This is a genomic window from Thermus antranikianii DSM 12462 (assembly GCF_000423905.1).
Taxonomy (GTDB): Bacteria; Deinococcota; Deinococci; order Deinococcales; family Thermaceae; genus Thermus; species Thermus antranikianii.
The window spans coordinates 51,699-76,438 of record NZ_AUIW01000009.1 but is presented as its reverse complement, the minus strand read 5'-3'; the positions used below and the strand labels follow the sequence as shown (position 1 = coordinate 76,438).

Here is a 24,740-nt window from a genome sequence, read left to right as displayed (position 1 = left end):
CAGGGGTATGGAAAAGCTCGAGGCCCTAAGACGCCTCTTCCCCGGACAGGTGGACCTCTCGGAAAGCGAACGCCTGCGCCATGGAAAAGACGAGGGCTACCCCGAGGCCAGGCCGGTCTTGGCCGTGGTCTACCCGGAGGGCGTGGAGGACGTGCAGAAGGCCCTCCACTGGGCCCGGGAGTGGGGCGTGGCGGTGATCCCCTATGGGGCGGGGACGAGCCTCGAGGGCCACCTCTACCCGGTGCAGGAGGCCATCAGCCTAGACCTGAGCCGCGTGAACCGCATCCTGGAGGTGAGGCCCCAGGACTTCCTTTGCGTGGTGGAGCCCGGCCTCACCCGCAAGGCCCTCAACGAGGCCCTGAAGGGCACGGGCCTCTTCTTCCCCGTGGACCCGGGGGCGGACGCCTCTTTAGGGGGCATGGCGGCCACGAACGCCAGCGGCACCACCACCGTGCGCTACGGGGGGATGCGGGCCAACATCCTCGCCCTGCAGGTGGTCCTGGCCAACGGGGAGGTGCTGGAGCTGGGGCGCCCGGTGCGCAAGACCAGCGCCGGCTACGACCTGAAGGACCTCTTCATCGGCTCCGAGGGCACCCTGGGGGTCATCACCCGCCTCACCTTAAGGCTCCACCCCCTCCCCGAGCACGTCCACACCCTAAGGGTCTTCTTCCCCGGGGTGGAGGAGGCGGCGGAGGCCAGCTTCCGGGTGATGGCCAGCGGGCTTCCCGTGGCCCGGCTGGAGCTTCTGGACGAGTTCGCCCTGAAGGCCCTCAACCGCCACCTGGGCACGGGCTTCCCCGAGCGGCCTGCCCTTTTCCTGGAGTTCCACTCCTCCACCCGGGAGGCCCTGGAGGCGGAAAGCGCCCTGGCCCTGGAGATCATGCGGGAGGCAGGGGCTTTGGAGGTGGAGGCCGCCAAGACCGAAGAGGAGCGCAGGCGCCAGTGGGAAGCCCGCCACCAGGCCTACTGGGCCCTGGTGCACCTCTTCCCAGGCCATCGCTTCGTGATCACCGACGTGGCCGTCCCCCTTTCCCGTCTACCGGAGATGGTGCGCTACGCCCAAGGGCTTCTCGAGGAAATGGGCCTTACCGGAAACATCCTGGGCCACGTGGGGGATGGGAACTTCCACACCCTGGTCCCCATCCTGCCCCAGGACTACCCCAAGGCGGAGGCCTACGCCGAAGCCCTGGTGCGAAGGGCCTTGGAGCTGGGAGGCACCTGCACCGCTGAACACGGGGTGGGCCTGAGGAAGAAGAAGTATCTACCCTTAGAACACGGGACTGCTCTGGAATGGATGCGAAAACTAAAGGACCTCCTTGACCCCGAGGGGCTCCTGAACCCGGGCAAGGTGCTTGACACACCCCCTTCTTCCCGCTATAGTTAAGGATGGCGACGCGGGGTGGAGCAGCCTGGTAGCTCGTCGGGCTCATAACCCGAAGGTCGCGGGTTCAAATCCCGCCCCCGCAACCAAACGAAACCCCGGGCACACGGGCGCCCGGGGTTTTCCCTTACCCTTAAGGCATGGACTGGGAAACCTGGCAAAACCCCGAGCGCCTAGTCAAAACCTTCCGCTTTGCCAACTTCCAAGAGGCCATGGCCTTCGCCAACAGGGTGGCCGAGTTGGCCGAGGCCAAGGGCCACCACCCCCGCCTCACCGTGGAGTGGGGGCGGGTCATGGTGGAGTGGTGGACCCATAGCGCCGGTGGCATCACCGAGAAAGACCGGGAGATGGCCCGCCTCACCGACCTTCTCCTGGGGTAGCCTGGGAAAGGTATGGAGGCACGCACCTTAGAGCTCGTCTTCCCCGAGCACACCAATCCCCTGGGGGCTGCCTTTGGCGGCTTCGTGCTGGGCCTTATGGACAAGGTGGGTTCCTACGCCGCCGCCCGCAGGGCCCGAAAGCCCGTGGTAACCGTGGCAGTGAGCAGCGTGGAGTTCAAGGTACCCATCCGTACCGGGGACCTCCTGGAGGTGGTGGCCAAGGTGGTGCGGGTGGGGCGCACCTCCTTGACGGTGGAGGTGGAGGTCTATAAGGAGCACTTCGGCCAGGAAGATGGCCGGGTACTGGCCACCAAGGGGGAACTCACCTACGTGGCGGTGAACGAGAAGGGCCAGCCCGTGCCCGTGGACTAGACCCCATGCCCGAGCTACCGGAAGTGGAAATCACCCGGAGGAAACTTCTTCCCCTCTTTGTGGGCAAGAGGCTTCTCCAACTGGAACACCGGGATCCCAGGCGCTACCGCCACACGGAACGGGTGGCAGGCCAAAGGGTAGAGGGAATCCGGCGCCGGGGGAAGTTCCTCCTCTTCGCCCTCACGGAAGGGTGGGAGATGGTGGTCCACCTGGGGATGACGGGGGGCTTTCGCCTGGAAAGGACCCTCCACACCCGGGTGGCCTTCCAGCTGGAGGACCAGGAGGTCTTCTTCCACGACCCCCGGCGCTTTGGCCGCATCTGGGTGGTGAGGAAGGGGGATTACCAGGAGATCCCCCTTCTCCTTCAACTGGGCCCGGAGCCCCTTTCAGAGGATTTTCGGTTCCACGAGTTCTGGCTGGGGCTAAAGGGAAGCCAAAAGCCCCTCAAGACCCTCCTTCTGGAGCAGCGCCTGGCCGCCGGGGTGGGGAACATCTATGCGGACGAAGCCCTTTTTAGAGCCCGCCTCTCCCCTTTCCGCCGGGGACGGGAGCTTACGGAAGCCGAAGCGCAAAGGCTTTTCGCAGCCCTTAAGAAGGTGCTCGCCGAGGCCATCCTCTTGGGAGGAAGCACCCTTTCCGACCGCACCTACCAGCAGCCCGATGGCCTTCCGGGAAGCTTCCAGATGCGCCACGCCGTCTACGGCCGCACAGGGCTTCCCTGCCCGGTTTGCGGCACACCCATCGCCAAGAGGGTGGTGGGGGGAAGGAGCACCCACTTCTGCCCCCGGTGCCAAGGTATGCATGGCCTCCTCTAGCACCTCCCTCAGGCCTTCCTTGGGGATGGCGTATCCCGCCCGGATGTAGCCCCTGGCCCAAGCAAACCGCTCAAGCCCGGACCCTTGTCAAGAACAAACCGAACCACCCAAGACCTACCTCCCCTAACCCGACGCAACTCCGCAGTCCCCAGCTTCCCCCCAAGTTAGGAACCCTTAAGCCGCCAAGGCAAGACGCTGGCCCATCCCGTGGCCTTTGGGTATGCCCCCTCCCCAGCTTCGTATCCTAAAATCCAAGCCCCTACACGCGGCCTCCGCCCCATCCCTCACACAACCCTCCTGGCCCCCTAATACGCTAGAAAACCCCCATCTACCACCACAGCCTGGCCCGTAAGATAATCCGCATCCTCCGTGCAGAGCAATACCCCCACCTTAGCGATTTCCTCTGGGGAAGCCCAGCGACCCAGAGGAATACGATGGGTGATGGACTGGTACAAATCCGGGGTATTCCACACGGGGGCAGTGAACTCCGTTTTGACGTAGCCTGGGCAAAGGAGGTTGACCCGGATCCCAAAGGGGGCCCACTCCTTAGCAAGGGCCCGCGTCAAACCCAACAGTCCCGTTTTTGCGGAAACATAAGCAGAAATGGGCACAGGTCCTCCCCCGGTAAAGGTAGTCACAGATCCTATGAAAAGGATCCGCCCCCAGCCTGCGCGCATCATCTGCGGGGCCACCGCCTTCGCCAGGAGAAAAGCAACATCAAGGTGAAGGTATAAAACTCGCCGCCAATCCTCATAGGAAAGCTCTAGTGCAGGCTTGCGTACATTAACCCCTGCCGCATGGACGAGAACATGGATGTCCCCTTGACCACGAGCAAGTTCCACCGCTCTCTCAGGGGGGTCCCTTTCCAGATCGATAGGCACTCCAAACGCGGAAAACCCCTTTTGGGTAAAGGCATTTACCGCATCTTCGGGATGACGACTAGCTATACCCACCTTGAATCCTCTCTTTGCAAGCTCCTCCGCCAGGGCTCTTCCTATCCCCCGGCTTCCTCCGGTGACCAAAGCCACCCGCATGGTCTCACCCCTAGCGATCCAAACTCAAATCTTCCGCCAAAAAACCAAAAAGATCCTCTCTGGAAGGCGCTCCCTCATAGTCCCCTAGGTTCGTCACCGCCAAAGCCCCCAGCGCATTGCCCAGTTTGAGCCTTTCCTCCAAGGGATGACCCCACAGAAACCCTGCCAGATAGCCTGCATTAAAGGCGTCCCCAGCTCCCACAGGATCTACCTCCTTTACAGGGAATCCCCTTGACTCCAAGAAAGATCCGTTGGAAAAGCCCAGAGCTCCTCTTTTCCCTCGCTTTAATACAACTTCCCTCGGCCCCTTGGCAGAAAGGGCTCCAAGCAGTTCCTCTTCCCTTTCAAATCCCTCCTCAGACCAGAGGACCGCATCCTCTTCGCTTAGAAAGAGAATGTCGATCAGAGGAAGGATATCCTCCACAAAGACCCTAGCCTCCTCAGGTACCCAAAGCTTCTTGCGATAATTCACGTCAAAGCTAACCACCACGTTACGCTTCCTGGCCTCCTGCAAGATCCAGCGCGTAAAGGACCTTGTGCTTTCCGAAAGCGCGGGGGTGACCCCACTTAGGTGGAAAAGCTTTGCTTCGTTTAGGAGTTCCGGACTAAACGATTCGGGGTGCATAAAACTCGCCGCAGAGCCTTGGCGGTAATAAAAAACCCGCCCTCGGCCACTGGGCAAACACTCACGTAGGTAGAGCCCGGTAGGTGCTCTTGTTCGTTTGGAAAAAACCTGAATTCCTTCTGCACGCAAACGGTTCAGGACCAACTCACCCAGCTCATCCTGACCCAAAAACGTGAGAAAACTCACAGAAAAACCAAGCCGGGCTAAAGCCACGGCCGTGTTAGCCTCAGCTCCCCCCACGCGCACCTCGAGGTACGGTTGATGACGAAGGTAACCCTGCCTTGGAGGCAAGAGAAGCACCATGGCTTCTCCAGCAGTTACCACCTCAGACATGGCCCACCTCCAAGGTCATCCCGTAGCGCCGACCTAACTCTTGTAAGGAGCGGACAACGGCCTCCTCGAGGGGCACACCGTGAATAAGGCGCTCACCCCTAAGGCGAAATTCTCGCTCCCCAGGTATAAGGACTTCGGAAAAACCTGGCGCAGGCGGCGTGGCTTTAATCTGATCCCACAACCATGCTACCCGCCTCTGAAAGTCCTCTTTGGGCAAAAAGAAGCTGGGCTCTACCGCTATGAACAAGTGACCTACATTTTGGGGGCGATGCCAGTCGTCGTACATTCGGCCTATGGACTGCGTAATCCCAGCCCCTGTGAGCACCCCCGCAAGCACTTCTACCATCAAAGCAAGGGCATACCCCTTAGCTCCCCCTAGGGGCAGTAACGCCTTAACCCTATGAGGATCATCCGTAGGAAAGCCGTCTTCGTCTACTCCCCAATCCAAGGGAATCCTGGTGTTCTTTGCCCGGGCCATGAAAACCTTACCCATAGCAGCTTGCGAAGTGGCCAGATCTACCAAGATGATTCCCTGCGGGGCAGGAGCGGCAAAGGCTATTGGGTTAGTTCCCAGCGCTGGCTTCTTTCCGCCGAACGGCACAACATCTGGTTCCGCGTTGGTCAGCGCTAGACCCAACATTCCCTCTTGGGCGAGGACTTCCGTGTAGTATCCAGCCGCACCAAAGTGGGAACTTCGCCGTACCCCTACTACGCCCACACCCTCCCTTTTAGCCAACTCCTTAGCCTTCTCTACCGCAAATAACCCTACCCTTGGCCCCAAGCCATGATCCCCATCTATAACGGCAACAGCTCCACGCTCATCAAGAACCCGGGGGGACGGAGCTGGGTTAACCAACCCGTGCTCAAGCCGGCGCACATAGATAGGAAGGCGCACCAACCCATGACTATGAATTCCCTTCAGGTCCGCATCCAACAAGACCTGTGAAGTGGAACGTGCTGAAACTTCATCCGCCCCAGCCGCCCTTAGAACCCCTTCTGCGAAGCGTCGAAGTTCCTCCGCGGGCAACGTGATCATAGGCTCATGCCCCCATCGACCACAAACACGCTCCCCGTGGCAAAAGAGCCCTCATCAGAAGCCAAGTAAACTGCCAAAGCTGCAATCTCTTCCGGACGGCCCAAGCGCTTCAAAGCTTGACGCTCGGCAAACGCCCTCAGGCCCTCCTCACCCCCCGCCCGCTCCCGTAGAGAAGGGGTGTCCACCGTACCCGGGCAAATCGCATTGACCCGTACTCCCGCTGGAGCAAACTCCAAAGCCGCTGCCTTGGTCATAGCCACAACGGCTGCTTTGGTGGCGGTGTAAATAAAGCGGTTGGGAACCATTTTAAAGGCAGCTACCGAGGCGATATTGATCACGGCGCCACCCCCCTGAGCTGCCAACTTAGGCAGAGCCGCCTGCATCGACCAAAAAATGCTCTTCGCGTTCAATAAGAAAGCTTGGTCCCAATCTTCATCCGTGGCCTCCATAATACCCCCTACGGGCACAATACCTTGAGCGTTGACCAAAATATCCAACCTCTCCAGGCTATTTATAAGCTCAAACACCGCCCGCTTGTTCGTGGCATCTAAGTGCACTGCAGGGACCACGCCCTGAAGCTTCTCTGGGTGCAAGGTGGCTCCGAGCACTTCGGCCCCCTCGTCGCGGAAAGCAATGGCTATAGCCCTCCCGATTCCCTGCCCCGCAGCTATAACTAGGGCTTTTTTCCCCTTTAGCTTCATATCGCACTCACCTCCTGAAAAGAACTTCTGGCAAAAAGAGAACTACCTGGGGGAATAAAAGGGCGATAATCAGGGTCGTCAAGGCTGCCACAAACAACGGCCACCCCTCCCGAACATACTCCTGAATACCACACCCCATAATTGAGCAGACAGAGTACATGGAAAGCCCCACGGGTGGCGTGAGTAAGCCTATGGCGCACGCCATGACCATAAGCACCCCAAAATACACCAGGTCAATACCAAGGGCCTTGGCGGCCGGCACCAATATGGGGGTAAGCATTATGATCATAACCGTCGAATCCAAAATCGTTCCCAGCAAAAGAAGGGATACTAGGATGAGAATCAACGCAACTTGAGGATCCTCTATTACCCCGACAAGAAATCTGGAAACCTGCTGGGGAATCATCTCCCACTTCATTCCGTACCCCAATACCCCAGCCATGGCTATAAGGAACGAAACCATACCCACGTCGCGGACAGAGTTGGAGAGAGCCCTACCTATCCGCTCTAGGGAAAGCTCCCTATAAACCACGCCAACGAGGAGAGCGTATACAACCGCAGCAGACCCCACCTCGGAAGGTACAAAGACACCCAGGCGAAGGGTGACCAAGAGGAGCAGGGGAAATAGTACAGCCCAGAAACCATCCCTAAGGGCATACAAAATCTGGGCCCCATCAAAGGAACCCTCTTTGGCTGGGAGTTTCGAACTCAAAATCGTCACCGTGAACAAGAAAATCAGAGCCATAAGCACTCCTAGCCCAATTCCTCCGGCGAAAAGCTGGCCAATCGACACCTGGCCGATACTTCCGTAGAGAATTAGACCAATGCTAGGAGGAATGGCTACAGCCAACAGGCCGGCAAAACCTTGAAGTGCTGCAATAAAACCCTTGGAAAAACCTTTACGCACCATCTCAGGCCCCAAAAGCCTGGCCTGCATGGTGGCGTCTGCTATAGCCGACCCCGAAACCCCGCCCATAAGGAAGCCAAGGATTATACTTGCGTGAGCCAACCCACCCCGCACAAAGCTAGTCAAGGCATAGGCAACCCTCAGGAGTCGCCGCGTAACACCCAATTCGTTCATGAGATTGCTAGCTAAGATGAAGGTGGGAATGGCTAGCAGGGAAAAATTCTGGGTTTCTGCCAGTGCAAGTTGCACCGGCATAGTCAGCTGAAGTTCGGGCTGCGTAAGGAAGTAGACTAGGCCCCCAATCCCTATAGCGAAAACCACGGGCATTCCCAAGAGGAGCAGCGTCAGGAATACCAAAAAGCTTATTAGCAACATAATCATTCTCCTCTACCCGCTTCACGTAGCCTCCTTAAAGCAGTCAACATCATGAGCAAGCTCCCTACAGCCACGCTTAGCATTACCCACGAATAGCTAAAACCCTGGATCCCCTGAAAGCTACGGAAGCGCACCTGATAGGCAGCCAAGGCACTGTAGACAATCAGCACGCAGAGGAAAAGGACAATGAGGCCCCATATCAAGGTGCGAACATAGCGTTGATACGCTTCGGGAAGTCGACCAAGCAGGATCTCCACCGCGACATGCCGATTCTCCTTAAAGGCTAGGTCCGCTCCTAAAAACGTGGCCCAAGCAAAACAAAACGTAGCAAAGTCCATGGACCAGTCCAACGGATGCCCGACAAAGCGCCCTACCCCTCCTGCAAACACAATCAAAGCGGAAAGGAGCAAGCAGATCTTCGCTAGAACATCCTCCACTCCTTGGAGAGAAGACCACCAGCCCCTCATGCCCTACGGCCTCCTAACGAGACTTTTCACCGTTTCAACGCCTGATAAAGAGCATCCCGTATGGTTTTAAGCCCCAAGCGCTGGTAAGCCACCTCAGCCGCCTTGCGGAAAGCACTCAAGTCAACATCCGTGACGATGGTCATACCCCTCTGCTTAGCAAGCTCCCTGATCTGTCCCTCTTCGCGGGAAATGCGCTGAGAAGTCTCCCTCCCCGCCCGTACACATTCCTCCCGAAGGATTTGACGATAGTTGGCAGGAAGACGCTGGTACCAAGCTTCGCCAACCACCTGGAAGTTGATGAGAAGGAAATGCTTGGTCTCATTAACATACCGAAGGACTTCCCATAGGCTCATGTCCGGTATGTTGGCGTAAACCAATTCCACCCCATCGATGGCCCTCTGCTGAAGGGCAGAGTAGATTTCTCCGAACGGCAGGGCAATGGGGGTCGCACCCAAAGCCCGGACCGATTCCTGCCACACGGGGGCCGGTGGAGTACGAATCCTAAGCCCTCTTAAATCCTCGGGTCGACGCACGGGACGGTTGGTCATGAAATGACGATATCCCTGTACCCAGTTGAAACAAACCACACGAATACCGTACCGCTGGGCTAACCTCTCAATCCAACCTTGGACTGTGGGAAGGGTCGCTAGCCGTTCCACAGCAGCGTAATCATCCACAAAATAGGGGCCGTTGAAAACACCCAGTTCCCGCACATAGTTACCCAAGCGCGCCCCGTCCGTGTTCTGCCCTAAGGGAACACCTTGACGCAACTGCTCTATGATATCTTCTTCTATACCAAGCTGGCTGCTATGAAAAACCAGAATCCTCAGATCCCCATTGGTTCTTTGGGCCACCCGCTCTGCCCAGGTCTGGAACCCGGCATGGTAGGGGTGGTTTGGTCCCAATACGTGATTAAACCGCAGGGTATACGTCTGGCCTAGGCCCACTCCCACCCCGAGGACCAGGGTTAAAAGAACCAAGAGCCGCTTCCTCATCCTTATCCCCCCTTCTGTTTACCGCCTCTCCTCTTTGTTTCACTATATAACACAATGCTCCACATAGTGTCAAGAGCATTAGGCCTACCTAACCCCATCCCTACCCCACCCCCTTTCGCGGAACTCACGCCAAGCCTTGAACAACAGGCCCGATTTCAAAAAGCCCCCTCTCGGACCTGCTAGCCCCCACCTGCGCCCATGGAACCCCGCCTCGCAGTACCCTTTCCCGCTGCCCCGTTTGAAACCCCAAAATCACGCCCCCCACTCTGGACCCCGGGACCTAGGTTCTGCACCAAACCGCCAACACCTGGACCCTAGAAGAACCTCCAGCAACACGGGGCAAAGAGGAGAACGGCTCTGGACTAGAAGGGCAAACCCGGTAACGAGAGATCCATTCGCCCAAGAGGTTGAACGATAAAAGGCAGATGAGCTATCATCGCCAACATGGAACACCTCATGGACGTGCTCTCCAAAAGCAGGCTTCTACCAATCCTAACCATACAAAAGCGAGAGGAAGTAGAGAATCTTTCGAAATTAGCAGATGTGCTAGCAAAAGAGGGCCTCCCCATACTAGAGATCACCCTACGGACCCCCTTTGGCCTAGAAGCCCTGGACTACCTAAGGGATAGGGGACTCTATGTGGGCGCAGGAACAATACGCACCCTCGAACACGCCAAGGAAGCTGTGGCTAGGGGAGCGTCGTTCCTCGTTTCCCCCGCCTATAGCAACGATATAGCCCTCTTTGCACGCGAGCACAACATACCCTATCTGCCTGGCGTCCTTACTCCCCAGGAAGTGGAACTGGCGCTGAGTCGCGGGCTATCGATCCTAAAATTCTTCCCAGCTGAGCCCTTTCAGGGAAGTAAGGTACTGGCAATGTATGCAGAAGTCATGCCTGAGGCTCGCTTTCTACCCACAGGGGGCATAAACGAAAAAAACCTCGCAGCCTATTGCTCTCTACCCAACGTCATAGCTTGCGGCGGTAGTTGGCTGCTAAAAGGAAGCTACGAAACCATTTGTCAAAACATTCGCAAAGCCAAAGCCATCGTCAACTCCCTAGCTCACGGCTGATCGCTTGGGCAACCTGCTGAACCATGTGGGCCACTTCAGGAACCCTGGTGTCGTCCAAGTAAATGGAGGCCGTGGAAACGCTCACAGCCGCGACCGGCTCACCCCGGCCGTTGAAGATGGGCGCTGCCACACACCTCACCCCCGTTTCATTTTCTTCCATATCCAAGGCGTATCCCCGCTGCCGGGTCCGCTTGAGCTCGTCCAGGAACAACTCCCATTCAGCAATCGTTCTTTCCGTGCGCTTCAACCCAGGCACAAAAGCCCTACGAGCCTCCTCCTCAGGTAGCCAAGCCAGTATAGCCTTTCCCAAGGCCGTGGATTGAGCAGGAAACCGCGACCCAATCTGGCTGGCTAGCTGGAGCTCCCGGCGCCCGGGAACTTTATCAATATAAATCACCTCTGCACCCTCTCGAATCGCCAAATGAACCGTTTCATTCGTGGCATCCCGAAGCCTCTCCAGGTGGGGGCGGGCCAAAATCGGAAGCTGCAGCTGGCCATAGGCCTTGAACCCTAAGCGGATGAGCTGGGGCCCCAAGCGGTAGCCAATCTTGGGTTCGTGCACCAAGTAACCTGCCCGCACCAAGGCCGAGAGTATACGGTAGGTGGTGCTGCGGCTAAGCCCAAGAGAGCTTGCCAAAGTGGGTAAGTCACGCACTCCCTCACCCACCTTCTCCAACAACAACAAGCCTCGGAGTAGGGTTTGGGTTCCGCTAGTCCGAAGGGTTGGGTTTGCCCCCAAGGCCGCCTTCTTCACAACCCCCATAATACCCTGCACCCCCCTCGAGAGATGCAAACGACGCCCTTCCCTGGAGCTAGCCCAGTGGCTACTCGCGCCTGGGTAGACCACCAGCTCAAAGCCCTCCAGGCACAGGGCACCCCTCTCCCCAAACCCCAGCACCACCCAAAAGCCACCCCCATCCCCCTTAGAGGGCCCCCCATCCCAGCCGCCAGGCTACTCCATCCAGGCAAGGAGCACGTACCTCTAACCCACCCGTCCCCTTCCCCGGTCCAGGAGATAGAAGGCAAGCCCCGAGAGAAGGGCCAGAAGGGCGGCTATGGCCAAGGCCTCTCGGAAGGGGGCCTCCCCGGGCCGGCCCAGGCGCTCGTAGATGGCCAGGGTCAGGGTGGTCCACTCGGGCCGCCAAAGCACCAGGGTGGCCCCAAACTCCCCCAAAATGGCCGCCAAGGCCAGGGCCAGCCCGGATTGCAGGGCGGGAAAGACCAAGGGGACCTCCACCCGCAAAAACGCCCGAAGGGGTGTGGCCCCCAGGACCCGGGCCGCCTCGAGGAGGCTTGGGGAAAGGCTTCTCAAGGCAGGCAGGAGGGCCCGGGCAAGGAGGGGGTAGGCCAAAAGGGCATAGGCGGCAAGCAAAAGGAGCAAGGAGCCCCGGAGGTCCGGGTAAGCCAAAAGGTAGCCGAGGCCCACGGCCACCGGGCTCACCATGAGGGGGAAAAGCCCCAAGAGGTCCATGAGGGGGCTCCGGCGGGCCGTTGCGGCATAAGCTATTCCCAAAGGAAGCGCCAGGGCCAGGGCCAAGAGGGTGAAGCGGAGGCTATTCCCCAAGGCCATGGAAAGGGGGGTGAAGTCCTCCGAGGCCCAGGCGGAGGCCAAGGCCCCTAGGTCCAGGCGCAGAAACAGCCCCCACAAGGGGGCAAAAAGGAGGAGAAAGAGGACACCTAGGCCCAGGGTATACGCCCAAGGAGGAGGGGGAAGAAGCCCTCCGGGGGACAGGGGGTAGGGCCGGAGGCGCAGGTAGAGGGCCACGGCGAGGCCCAGGGTGAGGATCTCCAAAAACATGAGGGCGCTGGCCTCGGGGAAGGCCAGGCGGTAGGCCAAGAGGGTGTAGACCTCCACCTCGAGGGTGGCGTACCGGGGCCCCCCCAGGAGGAGAGGGACCCCGAAGGCGGAAAAGGCGTAGATGAACACCAAAAGCCCCGCAGAACCCAAGGCGGGGAGGAGGAGGGGAAGCCCTACCCTTAGAAAAGCCCTGGGGCTCGAGGCCCCCAGGACCCGGGCCGCCTGCAAGGGGCCCTCCAGGTTCAAGGCCACCGGCAGGAGGATCCTGAGGGCGAGGCCTAGGTTGTAAAAGATGGCGGCCAGGAGGAGGATGGCCCTGGTGCCGTAAAGGTCCACCCCCAAAAGTCCCCTGGGGCCCAGGAGGGCTAAAAACCCTAGGGCCACCACCGGGGTGGGCAGGACAAAGGGCAAGGTGGAAAGAGCCAGGAAAACCCCCCTAAGGGGAAAGCGACGGCGGAAGAGGAAGGCCAGGGGCAGGGCCAGGGACAAGGTGAAGAGGGCGGAAAGAAGCCCATACTCCAGGCTCCAGAGGTAGCGCTCCCAGTAGTAGGGGTTCGCCAGGGCCCGGGCAAACCCCTCCCCTACCCCCAGGGCCAGGATGCGGGAAAGGGGGTAGAAGAGGGCCAGGCCCAGGAAGAGGAGGACGAAAAAGCCTCCGTAGGCCATCCCCCTAAGCCTAACCCCCAAGCCGCCCGGCGGAAGGCCCCGGACCTTCCCAGCCTGAGGAAGGCGCTACCGCCTGCCCTGGCGCACCGCTTCGGGGCTTTGCCCCTGGAGGACCACCTTGGTCCACTCCTCGATCCAGCGCTCCCGGTTTTGGGCCATGGCCCTGGGGTCCATACGCACGCTCCCAAGGGGCTCAGGCGCGAAGCGGAAGACCTCAGGGAGCCTGGCATCCCGGCGGGCCGGGTACATCCACATCTCCGTGGGAAGGTTCTCCTGGACCGGCTTGGAAAGGAGCCAGTCCACCACCTTCCTGGCCCCCTCCAGGTTCTTGGTCCCCTTCAGGATCCCCACGAATTCCACCTGGAAGAAGGCCAGCTCGGGGAACAGGTTCCCCGTGGGCGGCTCCCGGTACTTCCCCTCGGAATAGTAGACCTCGGCGGCGGGGCTGGTGGTGTAGGAGACCACCAGGGGCCTATCCCCCTTGTAAAGGGTGAAGTGGGTGTAGTAGGCCTCGCTCCACCCCTTGGTCACCCGCACCCCTCCGTCCCTGAGCTTGGCCCAGAAGTCCAGGTAGCCATCCTCGCCGAAGCGGGCCACCGTGGCCATGAGGAAGGCCAGACCCGGGGAGCTGGTGGCGGGGTTTTGCACCACCAGAAGCCTGGCGTACTCAGGCCGGGTGAGGTCGGCGGGAGCCTTGGGCAAGGGACGGTCCTTGAAGTAGGCCCGGTCGTAGTTCAGGCTCACCCAACCGTAGTCCACGGGAAGGGCGCGGAAGGTAGGGTCCAGAAGCAAGGTAGCCTTCAGGTTCCGGATCTCGGGGCTACGGTAGGGCAAGAGGATGTCCGCCTCGAGGGCCCGGGAGAGGAAGGTGTTGTCAAAGCCATAGATCACGTCGGCGATGGGGGCTCCCTTGGTGAGGATGGCCCGGTTTAGGGTCTCCCCGGCATCCCCCCCCTTGAGGAAGCGGAGCTTCAGGCCGGTTTCCCGCTCAAACCGGGCGATAAGACCCTTATCCAGGGAAAAGCTGCTGTGGGTGAGGACGGTGACCTCCTGGGCGAAGCCGAAGGCCAGAAGAACCAGCAGGGCAAAAATCCTTAACATAAAACCCCTCCTTGTCACCGGGAGGGGCCTTGGTCACCTTCCCTACGCCGGCATTACCCGGATCAGGTTCCAAGGGTATCTCTCAGCCCCATAAGAGGGCACCCCCGGTGACGCCCTGAGTTTACCACCCTTTCCGGCCCTGGAAGGGCATCCCTCACACCCTCCGGGGAGCCAGCAGGCCCTCGAGGCTCTCCCGGAAGGCCTCGCCAAAAGCCTCGGGCTGGTCGATCCAGGGGTAGTGCCCAGCCCCAGATATCACCCGGATAGGGGCTTTGAGGCGCTCCGCCACCTCCTCGGCATAGGGGTAGCTGGTACCGTCCTTCTCCCCCACCACCAGGGCCACCGGCTTGCGGCTTGGGGAGAGGTACGGAGTGTAGTCTAGCCGCCAGAGACCGTTTTTCCAAAAGGCCAAGGCCGGGGTATCCGGCCCCAGGATGCCCGAACCCTCCACCACCCACTCGTACTCCAGGCGGCCATGGGGGGTGGGAAACATGAGGCGGTCGAAGAGGAACTTGGGCTCCGCCTTCTCCAAGGCCGCCCTCAGGTTCGCCTCGGGATCGGCCAAAGGCTCAAGTCCCGCCGCCTCCGCAAGCCTTGCGGAAAGCCAGGGGAAGCTCACCCAGGGGGAAAGGAGCACCGCCCCCAGGACCTCCGGGTAGCGGCGGAGGAGCTCCAAGGCCACCAGGGCTCCGAAGCCGTGGGCCAGAAGATGAAACTGCTCCAGCCCCAAGGCCTCGGCCAGGGCCACGGTATCCTCCACCAGGGCATCTATGGTGAAAAGCCTGGGGTCCTGGGGAAGCTCCAGGCTCCGGCCAGAACCCCGCTGGTCGAAGTAGATGACCCGGAAATTCTCCAGGTAGTCCTGAAGCCCTTCCCTCAAGGCGTAGGCGTTCCCCCCAGGCCCTCCGTGAAGGACCAGGAGGGCCGGGGCATGCTCGTCCCCCACGTCCTCCACGTAAAGCTCCGCCTCCCCTACGGGGATGTAGCCGATTTCTTCCCGCATCCCCTATAGACTACCCCATCCTGCAGGGTAAAGGCCCAAACCTTAACCCCGGGCAGGGCCCTGGCCTTGGCCATGGCTTCCTCCCCGGCGCCAAACACCTCCAAAAGCCAAATCCCTTCCCCCGCAAGCAGCCAGTAGGGATGGGGAAGCTCCCGGGCCAAGTCTAAAAGGACCTCCTTTTCCTTGCCCTCCACAAAGAGTACCCTCATCCCTTCCCCCAAAGGCGGTGGTACAAGAGGATCTCCGCGCTCTCCTCCAAGGTGGTGAGGAGGCTATAGGCCTCCAGAAGGGCTTCCTCCGGCCTCTCCTTAAGCCCTATGGCAAAGGCCCCGTGGCCCCTTAAAAGGCAGGCCCGGTGCCCCTTAAGGCCCTCCGCCACGGCCAGAGCAGCCTCCAGGGTGGCGCTTGTGGTCTTGGGGGCAAGCACGGGAACCTCCTTCAGGTAGTACTGGCCCTCGAGGTCCAGGGGAACAATCCGGTCCAAATGCAAGGAAAGGGCCACCGCCACCCGGGGATGGGCGTGGACGATGGCCCGGGCCGGGGTCGCCCGGTACACCTCCCGGTGGATCACGCTCTCCACGCTGGCCCCTTCCGGAAAGGGGCCCTCGAGGGGCACCTCCACCAGGTCCTCCGGGGTGAGGCGGGCCTTCTGCGCCCCACTTTTGGTGATGAGGAAGCCCTCCTTGGTGCGCACGGAAAAGTTGCCCGCGGTGGCGGAGATGAGCCTTTGGTGGAAGAGATCCTCCCCCACCTGGCGAAAGGCGGTGTAGATCCGCGCCAGCATGGGCCCATTATGGCGCAAAAGCCCTTCTGGGGGCGGCGCTTAGGAGCCCCCACCCTGGCAAAGCCAGGGTGGGGTGGCCTTAGGCCTGCTTCCCAGGCTGCTCGCGGCGGCCGGGGCGGCGAAGGGCAGGCTCCTTCTCCTTGGCCTCCACCGCTTCCTTCCTGGCCTCCTCGATGGCCTTGAGGGTCTTTTTGTCCACCACCTGGGTAAAGCGCACGTAATCGTTCCCCGTCCCCGCAGGGATCAAGCGGCCCAGGATGACGTTTTCCTTGAGACCGATGAGCTCGTCCTTCTTGCCGGCGATGGCCGCCTCGGTGAGCACATGGGTGGTGTTCTGGAAGCTGGCGGCGGAAAGCCAGCTCTTGGTGGAAAGGGCGCTCTTGGTGACCCCCATGAGGAGGGGCTTCCAGGCCACCGGGGTCTTGCCCTCGGCGATGAGCCGCTCGTTCAGGGCCTCCACGTCCCACTTCTCCAGGACCTGGCCCTCCAGCAGACGGCTATCCCCGGGGTCGGTGACCTCCACGTACTTGAGCATCTGCCGCACCACGATCTCGATGTGCTTGTCGTGGAGCTTCACCCCCTGAGCCCGGTAGACCTTCTGGATCTCGTCCACCAGGTAGCGCTCCACCGCCTCGGGGCCCTTGGCCTCCAGAAGCTGGTGGGGATCCACGGCCCCGCGGGTCAAAGGCTGGCCCGCCTCCACGTAATCCCCATCCTTCACCACCAGGCGGGCATCCTTGGGAAGCTTGTACTCCTTGGAGAAGCCCTCGGACTCCACGAAGACGGAAAGCTTCTCCTCGGTTTCCTCGATGCGCACCACCCCGTCGATCTCGGAGATCACCGCCTTGGCCTTGGGCCTGCGGGCCTCAAAGAGCTCGATGACCCGGGGCAGACCCTGGGTGATATCGGTGCCCACCGCCACGCCACCCGTGTGGAAGGTGCGCATGGTGAGCTGGGTGCCGGGCTCGCCGATGGACTCCGCCGCCACCACCCCCACCGCTTCCCCGATGGACACGGGCCTGGCCATGGAAAGGTCGTAGCCGTAGCACTTCTGGCACACCCCGTAGCGGGTCTGGCAGGTGAGGGGGCTACGCACGGGCACCTCCTTGATCTCCCCGGCCTCCGCCGCCTTGATGATGAGCCCCACGTCCTCGAGGGTCAGGTAGTGCCCTTCCTCCAAGCGTTGGCCCAGAACCTCCACATCCCGGGCCAGAACGCGGCCATAGAGGCCGGACTCAATGTCCGAGCGCTTCCTGAGGCGCAGGGTGCGGGTCACCTCGTCGGGCTGGAAGAGGGGGACGGAGATAAAGTTGGTGGTGCCGCAGTCCGCCTCCCGCACCACGATCTCGTGGGCCACGTCCACCAGCTTCCGGGTGAGGTAGCCCGAGTCCGCGGTCCTAAGGGCGGTGTCCGCTCCACCCTTCCGGGCCCCGTGGCTGGAGATGAAGTACTCCAGCACGGTGAGGCCTTCCCGGAAGGAGGAGCGCACCGGCACCTCGAAGGTCTCCCCCGAGGGCTTTTGCATGAGGCCCCGCATACCGCAAAGCTGGCGGATCTGCTGGGGGTTACCCCGGGCCCCGGACTGGGCCATCACATAGAGGGGGTTGAAGGGGTAGTTCTCCTCAAAGTTCTTGAAAACGGCCTGGGTGACCTTCTCCGTGGTTTCGGTCCAGAGCTGGATCACCTGGTCGTAACGCTCCCGGTCGGTGAGGAAGCCCATCTCGTAGGCCTGCTCGATCTGCCTAAGCTTCCTGTCGGCTTCCTCCAGGTACTTCTGCTTCTCGGGGGGAATGATGGCGTCGTCGATGCCGATGGTGATCCCGCTGGTGGTGGAAAAGGTAAAGCCGTAGTACTTGAGGGCATCCAGAAGCCTTGCGGTCTTCTCGACCCCTAGGCGCAAGAAGGACTGGTAGACCAGGTCCTTCAAGGAGTTCTTCTCCTGGGGCACATCCATCTGGATAAGCTCCTGGGCCACCTTCTCGTCCCCCACCGCCTCGCCCACGATGCGGGCGAAGAGGACCCGGCCTGGGCTGGTTTCCAGGCGCTTGCCCAGGTAGCGCACCGTGACCACATCCTGCAAGTCCAGGAAACCATGGGCCACCGCCAAAAGGGCCTCGTCAGGGTTGGAAAAGATGAACTTCAAGCGGCCCACGCTGGTCTCCTTGCCCGCCACCTTGATGGGGGCGTTCAAGGCCACCTCGCCCCGGTCGTAGGCAGCCAGGGCCTCCTCCACCGTGGCGAACTCCCGGCCCGCCCCCTTCTTCTCCCGGCGCACCTGGGTGATGTAGTAAAGCCCCAGGATGATGTCCCGGCTGGGCTTGGCCAAAGGCTCCCCGGAGGCCGGGGAGAGGAGGTTGTGGGCGGAGAGCATCTGGATGCGGGCCTCCGCCTGGGCGAAGGAGGAAAGGGGCACGTGCACCGCCATCTGGTCCCCGTCGAAGTCGGCGTTAAAGGCCTCGCAGACCAGGGGGTGGAGCTGGATGGACTGGCCTTCCACCAAAACCGGCTGGAAGGCCTGGATGCCCAGGCGGTGGAGGGTGGGAGCGCGGTTTAAGAGGACCACCTTGCCGTGGATGACCTCCTCAAGGGCGTCCCACACCTCATCCTTGATGTCCCGCTGCCTTTCCAGCATCCTGCGGGCCGCCTTGATGTTGGGGGCAATGCCCTTTTCCTCCATCTTCTTGAGGAGGAAGGGCTTGAAGAGCTCCAGGGCCATGCGCTTGGGCAGGCCGCACTGGTGGAGCTTGAGCTGGGGACCCACCACGATCACGCTCCGCCCCGAGTAGTCCACCCGCTTGCCCAAAAGGTTCTGGCGGAAGCGGCCTTGCTTGCCGGAGAGGATGTCGGTGAGGCTCCTAAGAGGCCGTTCGGAGCCCGGGTTGGTAACGGGGGAGCCGCGGCGGCCGTTGTCGATGACCGCATCCACCGCCTCCTGGAGCATGCGCTTCTCGTTGCGGATGATGATCTCCGGGGCTCCCTGGGCCAGGAGCTTCTTCAAGCGGTTGTTGCGGTTGATGAGGCGGCGGTAGAGGTCGTTGAGGTCGCTGGTGGCGAAGCGGCCGCCGTCCACCTGGACCATGGGGCGGAGGTCGGGGGGAAGCACGGGCACCGCCTCGAGGATCATCCACTCCGGGCGGTTGCCGGAGTCCAGGAAGGCCCGGACCACCTCGAGGCGCTTCCTGGCCTTGGCCCGCCGGGCCCGGGAGGGGTGCTTCATCTCCTCCAAGAGCTCGGCCTCCAGCTTCTCCAGGTCCAGCTCCTTCAAAAGGGCCTGGATGGCCTCAGCCCCCATGCGGGCGTCGATGTCGTAGGATTCCACCACCCGCACCACGTTCCGGACCAGGTCCACCTCCACCCGGCCGTAGATCTCGCTCCTGACCCTGCCGCCGTCGGCCAGGACATCCCCGGGGGCCACCCGGTCCCCAGTGGTCACCTCCACGTCCTCCTCAAAGGGGTAGAGGCGGGCCTTCATCACCACAATGCTGGCAGGCTCGTGCAGGTGAACGATGCCCTCGGCCTCGGCGATCACCTCCTCCTCGGGGTCGATGGCCGCCACCACCTTCTCCCCCGCCTGGACACGGGCCCCCTCCGGCACCACCACGTTCATGTGGGGGGCCACCGCATAGTCCTTGGGTTCCGTCCACTCCAGGAAGAAGGTGAGGTAGACGGTATCCCCTTCCTCCTCCGCCTCCACCTCCTTGGCGGTCATGTGGCGAGGCATGCGCAAAAGACCCCGCCCCTCGGCCAGGGGCTGGCCCTTCTCCACCACCTCCCCGTGGACCACCAAGGGGGTCAACCCCACGGGCAGGAAGTAGCGGGCCACAGCCTCCTCGTCCTTGAGGAGGGTGAGAAGGTAGCCCTCCTCGAGCTCCTTAAGCTCCACCACCCCCTCCTCCTCCGCCCGGAAGAGGTAGGGCTCGGGGAGTTCGGCCAGGACCTCCCCCGGTTTGTAACCCTCCCTCTCCACCCAGGCGGAAAGGGGAAGGCGGAGGCCCGCCCGCTCCTTGCGCAGGTAGTCGATCCGCACCCGCCGGGGGAAGCGGTAGAGGGCCACCCCATCCATGCGGCTCACCACCCCGGGGGCGAGCTCCTGCCCCTTTACCACCACCTCGCCGTCCTTGACCAGGGCATCCACCCCTTGGGGCAGGGGGTAGGTTTCCTGCTTGCCGTAGCGGAGCTCCCGGTACTCCTCGTCCGTGAGGAGTTGGCGCTTCTGCACGGGTACCCCATTCAGCACCGCCCCCTTGGGGTCCAAGACGATGTACTTGCTGAAGTAGAGGACCTGCTCCAGCTCGGTGGCGGAAAGGTCCAGGAGGGTGCCGATCTTGGAGGGCACATCCTTCACAAACCAGATGTGGGCCGCCGGGGTGGCCAGTTCGATGTGCCCCATGCGGTAGCGGCGCACGATGCTCTTGGTGACCTCCACCCCACAGCGCTCGCACACCTTCCCCTCAAAGCGCTGGCGCTTGTACTTGCCGCAGGCGCACTCGTAGTCCTTGGTGGGACCGAAGATGCGCTCGTCGAAAAGCCCATCCCTTTCGGGCTTCAGGGTGCGGTAGTTGATGGTTTCGGGCTTCTCCACCTCCCCGTAGCTCCAGGAACGGATCTTTTCCGGAGAGGCCAGAGCGATGCGGACCTTGCGAACTTCCTTTTTCATTCCTCCTCCACTTAAGAGCAATTCCGCTTCTGCGGTGCGGCTTACCGCTTAGACGCCAGGCCCTCAAAGATGTCCACAGGGTTATCCCGTTCGTCCAGGGTCTGCACATCCAGGGCCAAGGCCTGAAGCTCCTTTACCAGCACGCGGAAGGACTCGGGCACGCTGGGCTCGGGCACGTCCTCCCCCTTGATGATGGCCTCGTAGGCGGCATTGCGGCCCTCGATGTCGTCGGACTTTATGGTGAGCATCTCCTGTAGGGTGTGGGCGGCTCCGTAAGCCTCGAGGGCCCATACCTCCATCTCCCCGAAGCGCTGGCCGCCGAACTGGGCCTTACCGCCCAGAGGCTGCTGGGTGATGAGGGAGTAGGGGCCGGTGGAGCGGGCGTGCATCTTGTCCTCCACCATGTGGTAGAGCTTCATGATGAACATCTGCCCCACCACGATGGGGCCCTCGATGGGCTCGCCGGAGCGGCCGTCGTAGAGAACCACCTTGCCCTGGATGAAAAGCTCCCGAAGCTGCTCCTCCGGGCTCTTGCCAGGGCTCACCAGACCCAGCTTCTCCGCCCGGGCCAGGACCTCGAGCTCCCTCTTGTCCACCCCAAAACCCTCGGCCTTCCGCTTGCCGAAGTAAAGGTCAAAGGCTTCGGCCAAAAGGGCCTTGATCTCGGGCTCCGTGGCCCCGTCAAAAACCGGGGAGATGTAGCGCTGGCCCAGGAAGAAGCCCGCCAGGCCCAGATGGGTTTCCAGGATCTGGCCCAGGTTCATACGGCTTGGCACGCCCAAGGGGTTCAGGATGATGTCCACGGGGGTGCCGTCCGGCAGGTGGGGCATGTCCTCCACGGGGAGGATCTTGGCCACCACCCCCTTGTTCCCGTGGCGGTTGGCCAGCTTGTCCCCCACCTGGAGCTTGCGCTTTTGCGCCACGTAGACCCGCACCACCTCCCGCACCCCCGGTTTCAGCTCCACCCCGGGGTCCCCACGGCGCAGGCGGAGGGTACCCACCACGATGCCTCCCTCGCCCGGGGGCACCCGGAGGGAGGTGTCCTTCACATCCCGGGCCTTATCCCCGAAGATGGAGCGCAGAAGCCTCTCCTCCGGGGAGGGTTCCTGCTCCCCCTTGAAGCTGGTGCGGCCCACCAGGATATCCCCGGGCTTCACCTCGGCCCCGATGCGGACCACCCCCTCCTCGTCCAGGTCCCTCAGGGCCGCCTCGGAGAGGTGGGGGATATCCCGGGTGATCCGCTCCGGACCCAACTTGGTGTCCCGGGCCTCGATTTCGTAGCGCTCGATGTGGATGGAGGTGTAGAAGTCCCGCTTTAAAAGCTCTTCGCTGATGACGATGGCGTCCTCAAAGTTGTAGCCGTCAAAGGGCATGATGGCCACCAGGACGTTTTGCCCCAGGGCCAGGAAGCCTCCCTCGGAGGCCGGGCCATCCGCCAGGAGGTCCCCCTTCTTCACCTTCTGGCCCACGGTTACCCGGGGACGCTGGTCCAAGGTGGTGCCCTGGTTGGAGCGCACGAAGCGGCGCAAGGCGTATTCCACCAAGCGGCCATCCTCATAGCGCACGGCGATGCGGCGGCCATCCACCGCCACCACCTCCCCGTCCTCCTCGGCGTAGACCGCAGCCAGGGAATCCCGCACCACCCGCTCCTCAAGGCCCGTCATCACCACCGGGGCCTGGGCCCGGATGAGGGGCACCGCCTGGGTCTGCATGTTGGAACCCATGAGGGCCCGGTTGGCGTCGTCGTGCTCCAGGAAGGGGATGAGGTTGGTGTTCACGGAGAAGACCTGCTTGGGGCTCACGTCCATGAACTCCACCTCCTCTGGGCCCACTATCACCGGCTCACCCCGGCGCCGGGCCACCACCCGGTCGGTGGCGATACGGTTCCCCTCGAGGGGTGTGTTGGCCTGGGCAATGGTGTACCGGTCCTCCTCGGTGGCGGTCATGTAGACCACCTCGTCGGTGACCACCCCATTCCTCACCCGGCGGTAGGGGGTGCGGATGAAGCCCAGCTCGTCCACCCGGGCGTAGGCAGCCAGGGAGGTGATGAGGCCGATGTTGGCGCCTTCCGGGGTCTCCACCGGGCAGATGCGGCCATAGTGGGTGCGGTGCACGTCCCGCACATCAAACCCCGCCCGCTCCCGGGTGAGGCCCCCAGGACCCAAAGCGGAGATGCGCCGCTTGTGGCGCAAGGAGGAAAGGGGGTTGGTCTCGTCCTTGAACTGGGAAAGCTGGCTACGGCTGAAGAACTCCCGGATGGCCGCCTCGAGGGGCCGGTTGTTCACCAGCTTGGCCGGGGTAAGGGTATCAGGGGAGCCCATCACCATCCTCTCCCGCACCCCCCGGGCCAAGCGGCTTAGGCCCACCCGGAACTGGTCAGCCATGAGCTCCCCTACGGTACGGATGCGGCGGTTGCCCAGGTGGTCGATGTCGTCCACCTCGTGCCCGGGAACCCCGGCCATGAGGGCGAAGAGGTAACGCAGGGTAGGCAGGAAGATCTCGTCCTTAAACTCCCCGTCCTCAAAGCGCGCCAGGGTGCGGCCGGAAAGACGCACGCCCAGCTTTTCCTCCGCCTTGTACCGCCCCGCCTCCCCCAGGTCGTACCGCCTTGGGTCCGCCAAAAGGCCAAAGAGGTAGGCCAGGGCCTTGTCCTTCTTGGGAGGATCGCCGGGACGGAGCAGGGTGAAGAGACGAACCAGGGCCTCCTCCGGGCGCATGGCAAGCACCGCCTCGTCCAGAAGGCCCCCCAGAAACTCCCCGTAGGCCCCAAGCTCCCGGTTCAGGGTCTCGGCGTCGTAGCCCAGGACCCTAAGGAGGAGGATGAGGGGGAACTTGCGCTTGTTGACCTTCATGGAGACGGTGCCGTTTTGCTCCACCTCCAGGTCAATCCAGGGTCCCCGCTTGGGCAAGGGGATGATGCTGGCCACAAACCGCCCGGGGCGGGCGGGATCCGGGGTGAAGTAGACCCCCGGGGAGCGGTGGATCTGGGAAACGATCACCCGGTCGGCCCCGTTGATGATGAAGGAGCCGTCCTCGGTCATGAGGGGGATGTGGCCCAGGAAAACTTCGTCCTCCTTGATGAGGCCCGTGTCCTTGTGGATGAGCTGGAGGCGGGCATAGAGGGGAGCCTGGTAGGTTAGGTCCTTCTCCCGGCACTCGTCCTGGGAAAAGGGAGGCTCCCCGATGCGGTACTCCAGGAAGTCCAGGACCAAACCGCCCCTGCCCTTGTCCCCCTCCTCCACGGGGAAGGTCTCCTTGAAGGCCGCCTGGATGCCCACGTCTTCCCGCTTATCCGGGGGAACATCGGCCTGAAGGGCCCTCTTGTAGGATTCCACTTGGATTTCCGTCAAAGGGGGAAGGGGTATAACCTCTCGGATGCGACCGAACCGCTTGATCTCCATGCGTCACCTCAAGGATGGGAAAGCGGGCCGCCCGAGGTAAGCTAACAGGGTTCTTCCGCGGGACCTGGCGCCCCGCGGCGGCTGGCTCTTACCGTGCTCCCTTGGCCCAACCAAAGAGCACAAACCTTAGTTTATAGGGCAATCCCCTAAACCGTCAAGCCTACCCGACCCTTGCCTTTTGCCCCTACCGTTCCACCTCCACCTTGATTTTATAGTTTCCCCGCCTGGTTTCGCCAAGTACCTCCAAGAGCCTCAGGCTCCCCAAGCCCTCCGCCAAAAGGGTGTCCCCGGGGGCCATCTCCTCCTTGGGGGAGGCCACCTTGCCCCTAAGCCGCACCTTCCCCGCCCTCACCCCCTGGACGAAGTAGCTGCGGGAGACCCCGAAGCCCTTAGCCCCCACGGCATCCACCCGCAAAGAGGGCACCACCAGGGTCCGCACCCGTTCGCTGGTGGCCCTTAAGGCCCCCTCCGGGGGTGGGAAAAGGGTGTAGCCCGCCTCCTCCAAGGCCCTCCTTCCCTTGGCGGACACCGCCACCAGGTAACCCTCCCCAAAGGCCTCCAAGTCCCCCATGGCCTCCCCCAGATCCGGGGGCTCCTTCTCCAGGAAGACCACCTCCACCGGGTCGTGAACGGAGGGGACCTCCGGGGGATAAAGCACCGCAAGCCTCCTCTCCGCCAGGGGGAACCCCCCGAAAAAGGCCACCTTAAGTCCCTCCCCCCGGGCCTTTTCCTCCAGAAGGGCCTGCTCCTCCGGGTCCAGGAAGCCCGTTTCCACCACCCGTCCCCCCCGGGCCCGCTTCAGGTAGGCCATGAGGTCCGCCACAAGGAAAGATGATAC

At 62.0% G+C, this 24,740-nt stretch carries 21 protein-coding genes, 1 tRNA gene and 1 riboswitch; of the genes, 6 read left to right on the top strand and 16 right to left on the bottom strand.

Annotated elements, in window-relative coordinates; genetic code table 11:
• Nucleotides 1-7 precede the first annotated feature (7 nt).
• The 5 genes from G584_RS0107450 to mutM all read left to right on the top strand — a co-directional run bounded on the left by G584_RS0107450 (nt 8) and on the right by mutM (nt 2,948).
• Nucleotides 8-1,384 (top strand): FAD-binding oxidoreductase, encoded by a 1,377-nt coding sequence (locus tag G584_RS0107450; RefSeq protein WP_028494067.1) that lies wholly within the window; start codon nt 8-10, stop codon nt 1,382-1,384.
• 9 nt (nt 1,385-1,393) lie between these two features.
• Nucleotides 1,394-1,470: transfer RNA gene (locus G584_RS0107445), tRNA-Met, on the top strand.
• A gap of 51 nt (nt 1,471-1,521) precedes the next feature.
• The gene (locus G584_RS0107440; RefSeq protein ID WP_028494066.1) at nt 1,522-1,761 is read left to right on the top strand and encodes a 4a-hydroxytetrahydrobiopterin dehydratase; all 240 of its coding nucleotides are present in this window, start codon (nt 1,522-1,524) and stop codon (nt 1,759-1,761) included.
• Nucleotides 1,762-1,773: 12 nt separating this feature from the next.
• The gene (locus G584_RS0107435; RefSeq protein WP_028494065.1) at nt 1,774-2,133 is read left to right on the top strand and encodes an acyl-CoA thioesterase; all 360 of its coding nucleotides are present in this window, start codon (nt 1,774-1,776) and stop codon (nt 2,131-2,133) included.
• A 5-nt stretch (nt 2,134-2,138) separates the two neighbouring features.
• Complete coding sequence (gene mutM, locus G584_RS0107430; protein WP_028494064.1) at nt 2,139-2,948, top strand: DNA-formamidopyrimidine glycosylase; 810 nt, start codon at nt 2,139-2,141, stop codon at nt 2,946-2,948.
• Nucleotides 2,949-3,253: 305 nt separating this feature from the next.
• On the opposite strand, the gene G584_RS0107425 is transcribed toward mutM, so the two are convergent.
• From G584_RS0107425 to G584_RS0107395, 7 genes are read right to left on the bottom strand one after another with little or no spacing between them, the layout of a single operon-like run.
• Nucleotides 3,254-3,982 carry an SDR family NAD(P)-dependent oxidoreductase gene (locus G584_RS0107425; protein ID WP_038050890.1) on the bottom strand — a complete coding sequence of 243 codons (729 nt, stop codon included), beginning with the start codon at nt 3,980-3,982 and terminating at the stop codon, nt 3,254-3,256.
• A 10-nt stretch (nt 3,983-3,992) separates the two neighbouring features.
• Nucleotides 3,993-4,940 (bottom strand): sugar kinase, encoded by a 948-nt coding sequence (locus G584_RS0107420; protein WP_028494062.1) that lies wholly within the window; start codon nt 4,938-4,940, stop codon nt 3,993-3,995.
• Nucleotides 4,933-5,976, bottom strand: coding sequence for an Ldh family oxidoreductase (locus G584_RS0107415; protein ID WP_038050888.1), 1,044 nt, complete (start codon nt 5,974-5,976; stop codon nt 4,933-4,935). Before G584_RS0107415 ends, G584_RS0107420 begins: the two co-directional genes overlap by 8 nt.
• Nucleotides 5,973-6,677 carry an SDR family oxidoreductase gene (locus tag G584_RS0107410; RefSeq protein WP_028494060.1) on the bottom strand — a complete coding sequence of 235 codons (705 nt, stop codon included), beginning with the start codon at nt 6,675-6,677 and terminating at the stop codon, nt 5,973-5,975. Before G584_RS0107410 ends, G584_RS0107415 begins: the two co-directional genes overlap by 4 nt.
• 7 nt (nt 6,678-6,684) lie before the next feature.
• Nucleotides 6,685-7,956 (bottom strand): TRAP transporter large permease, encoded by a 1,272-nt coding sequence (locus tag G584_RS0107405; RefSeq protein ID WP_028494059.1) that lies wholly within the window; start codon nt 7,954-7,956, stop codon nt 6,685-6,687.
• A 5-nt stretch (nt 7,957-7,961) separates the two neighbouring features.
• Complete coding sequence (locus G584_RS0107400; RefSeq protein WP_028494058.1) at nt 7,962-8,426, bottom strand: TRAP transporter small permease; 465 nt, start codon at nt 8,424-8,426, stop codon at nt 7,962-7,964.
• A 26-nt stretch (nt 8,427-8,452) separates the two neighbouring features.
• Nucleotides 8,453-9,421 (bottom strand): C4-dicarboxylate TRAP transporter substrate-binding protein, encoded by a 969-nt coding sequence (locus tag G584_RS0107395; RefSeq protein ID WP_028494057.1) that lies wholly within the window; start codon nt 9,419-9,421, stop codon nt 8,453-8,455.
• A 444-nt stretch (nt 9,422-9,865) separates the two neighbouring features.
• Here G584_RS0107395 and G584_RS0107390 point away from each other — a divergent pair, with 444 nt between their 5' ends.
• Nucleotides 9,866-10,492 carry a bifunctional 4-hydroxy-2-oxoglutarate aldolase/2-dehydro-3-deoxy-phosphogluconate aldolase gene (locus G584_RS0107390; protein ID WP_028494056.1) on the top strand — a complete coding sequence of 209 codons (627 nt, stop codon included), beginning with the start codon at nt 9,866-9,868 and terminating at the stop codon, nt 10,490-10,492.
• On the opposite strand, the gene G584_RS0107385 is transcribed toward G584_RS0107390, so the two are convergent.
• The 9 genes from G584_RS0107385 to G584_RS0107345 form a co-directional block, all read right to left on the bottom strand.
• On the bottom strand, nt 10,470-11,246 hold the full coding sequence (locus G584_RS0107385) for an IclR family transcriptional regulator (RefSeq protein ID WP_245563354.1): 777 nt from the start codon (nt 11,244-11,246) through the stop codon (nt 10,470-10,472). The genes G584_RS0107390 and G584_RS0107385 overlap by 23 nt on opposite strands.
• Nucleotides 11,247-11,474: 228 nt before the next feature.
• Nucleotides 11,475-12,956, bottom strand: coding sequence for an ABC transporter permease (locus G584_RS0107380; protein WP_028494054.1), 1,482 nt, complete (start codon nt 12,954-12,956; stop codon nt 11,475-11,477).
• A gap of 66 nt (nt 12,957-13,022) precedes the next feature.
• Nucleotides 13,023-14,057, bottom strand: coding sequence for a thiamine ABC transporter substrate-binding protein (locus G584_RS0107375; RefSeq protein WP_028494053.1), 1,035 nt, complete (start codon nt 14,055-14,057; stop codon nt 13,023-13,025).
• Nucleotides 14,058-14,078: 21 nt separating this feature from the next.
• Nucleotides 14,079-14,173, bottom strand: a riboswitch (TPP riboswitch).
• Between the two features lie 38 nt (nt 14,174-14,211).
• Nucleotides 14,212-15,060, bottom strand: coding sequence for an alpha/beta fold hydrolase (locus tag G584_RS0107370; protein ID WP_028494052.1), 849 nt, complete (start codon nt 15,058-15,060; stop codon nt 14,212-14,214).
• Nucleotides 15,030-15,269: a hypothetical protein gene (locus G584_RS0107365; RefSeq protein WP_028494051.1), complete on the bottom strand. Its 240-nt coding sequence runs from the start codon at nt 15,267-15,269 to the stop codon at nt 15,030-15,032. Before G584_RS0107365 ends, G584_RS0107370 begins: the two co-directional genes overlap by 31 nt.
• Complete coding sequence (locus G584_RS0107360) at nt 15,266-15,844, bottom strand: fuculose-1-phosphate aldolase (protein ID WP_028494050.1); 579 nt, start codon at nt 15,842-15,844, stop codon at nt 15,266-15,268. The genes G584_RS0107365 and G584_RS0107360 overlap by 4 nt, the downstream gene beginning before the upstream one ends.
• 79 nt (nt 15,845-15,923) lie before the next feature.
• Nucleotides 15,924-20,501: a DNA-directed RNA polymerase subunit beta' gene (gene rpoC / locus G584_RS0107355; protein ID WP_028494049.1), complete on the bottom strand. Its 4,578-nt coding sequence runs from the start codon at nt 20,499-20,501 to the stop codon at nt 15,924-15,926.
• 41 nt (nt 20,502-20,542) lie between these two features.
• A complete protein-coding gene (rpoB, locus tag G584_RS0107350) occupies nt 20,543-23,902 on the bottom strand; it encodes a DNA-directed RNA polymerase subunit beta (protein WP_028494048.1) in 3,360 nt (1,119 codons plus the stop codon).
• Between the two features lie 184 nt (nt 23,903-24,086).
• Nucleotides 24,087-24,725: an RNA-binding protein gene (locus G584_RS0107345; RefSeq protein ID WP_028494047.1), complete on the bottom strand. Its 639-nt coding sequence runs from the start codon at nt 24,723-24,725 to the stop codon at nt 24,087-24,089.
• Nucleotides 24,726-24,740: the final 15 nt, after the last annotated feature.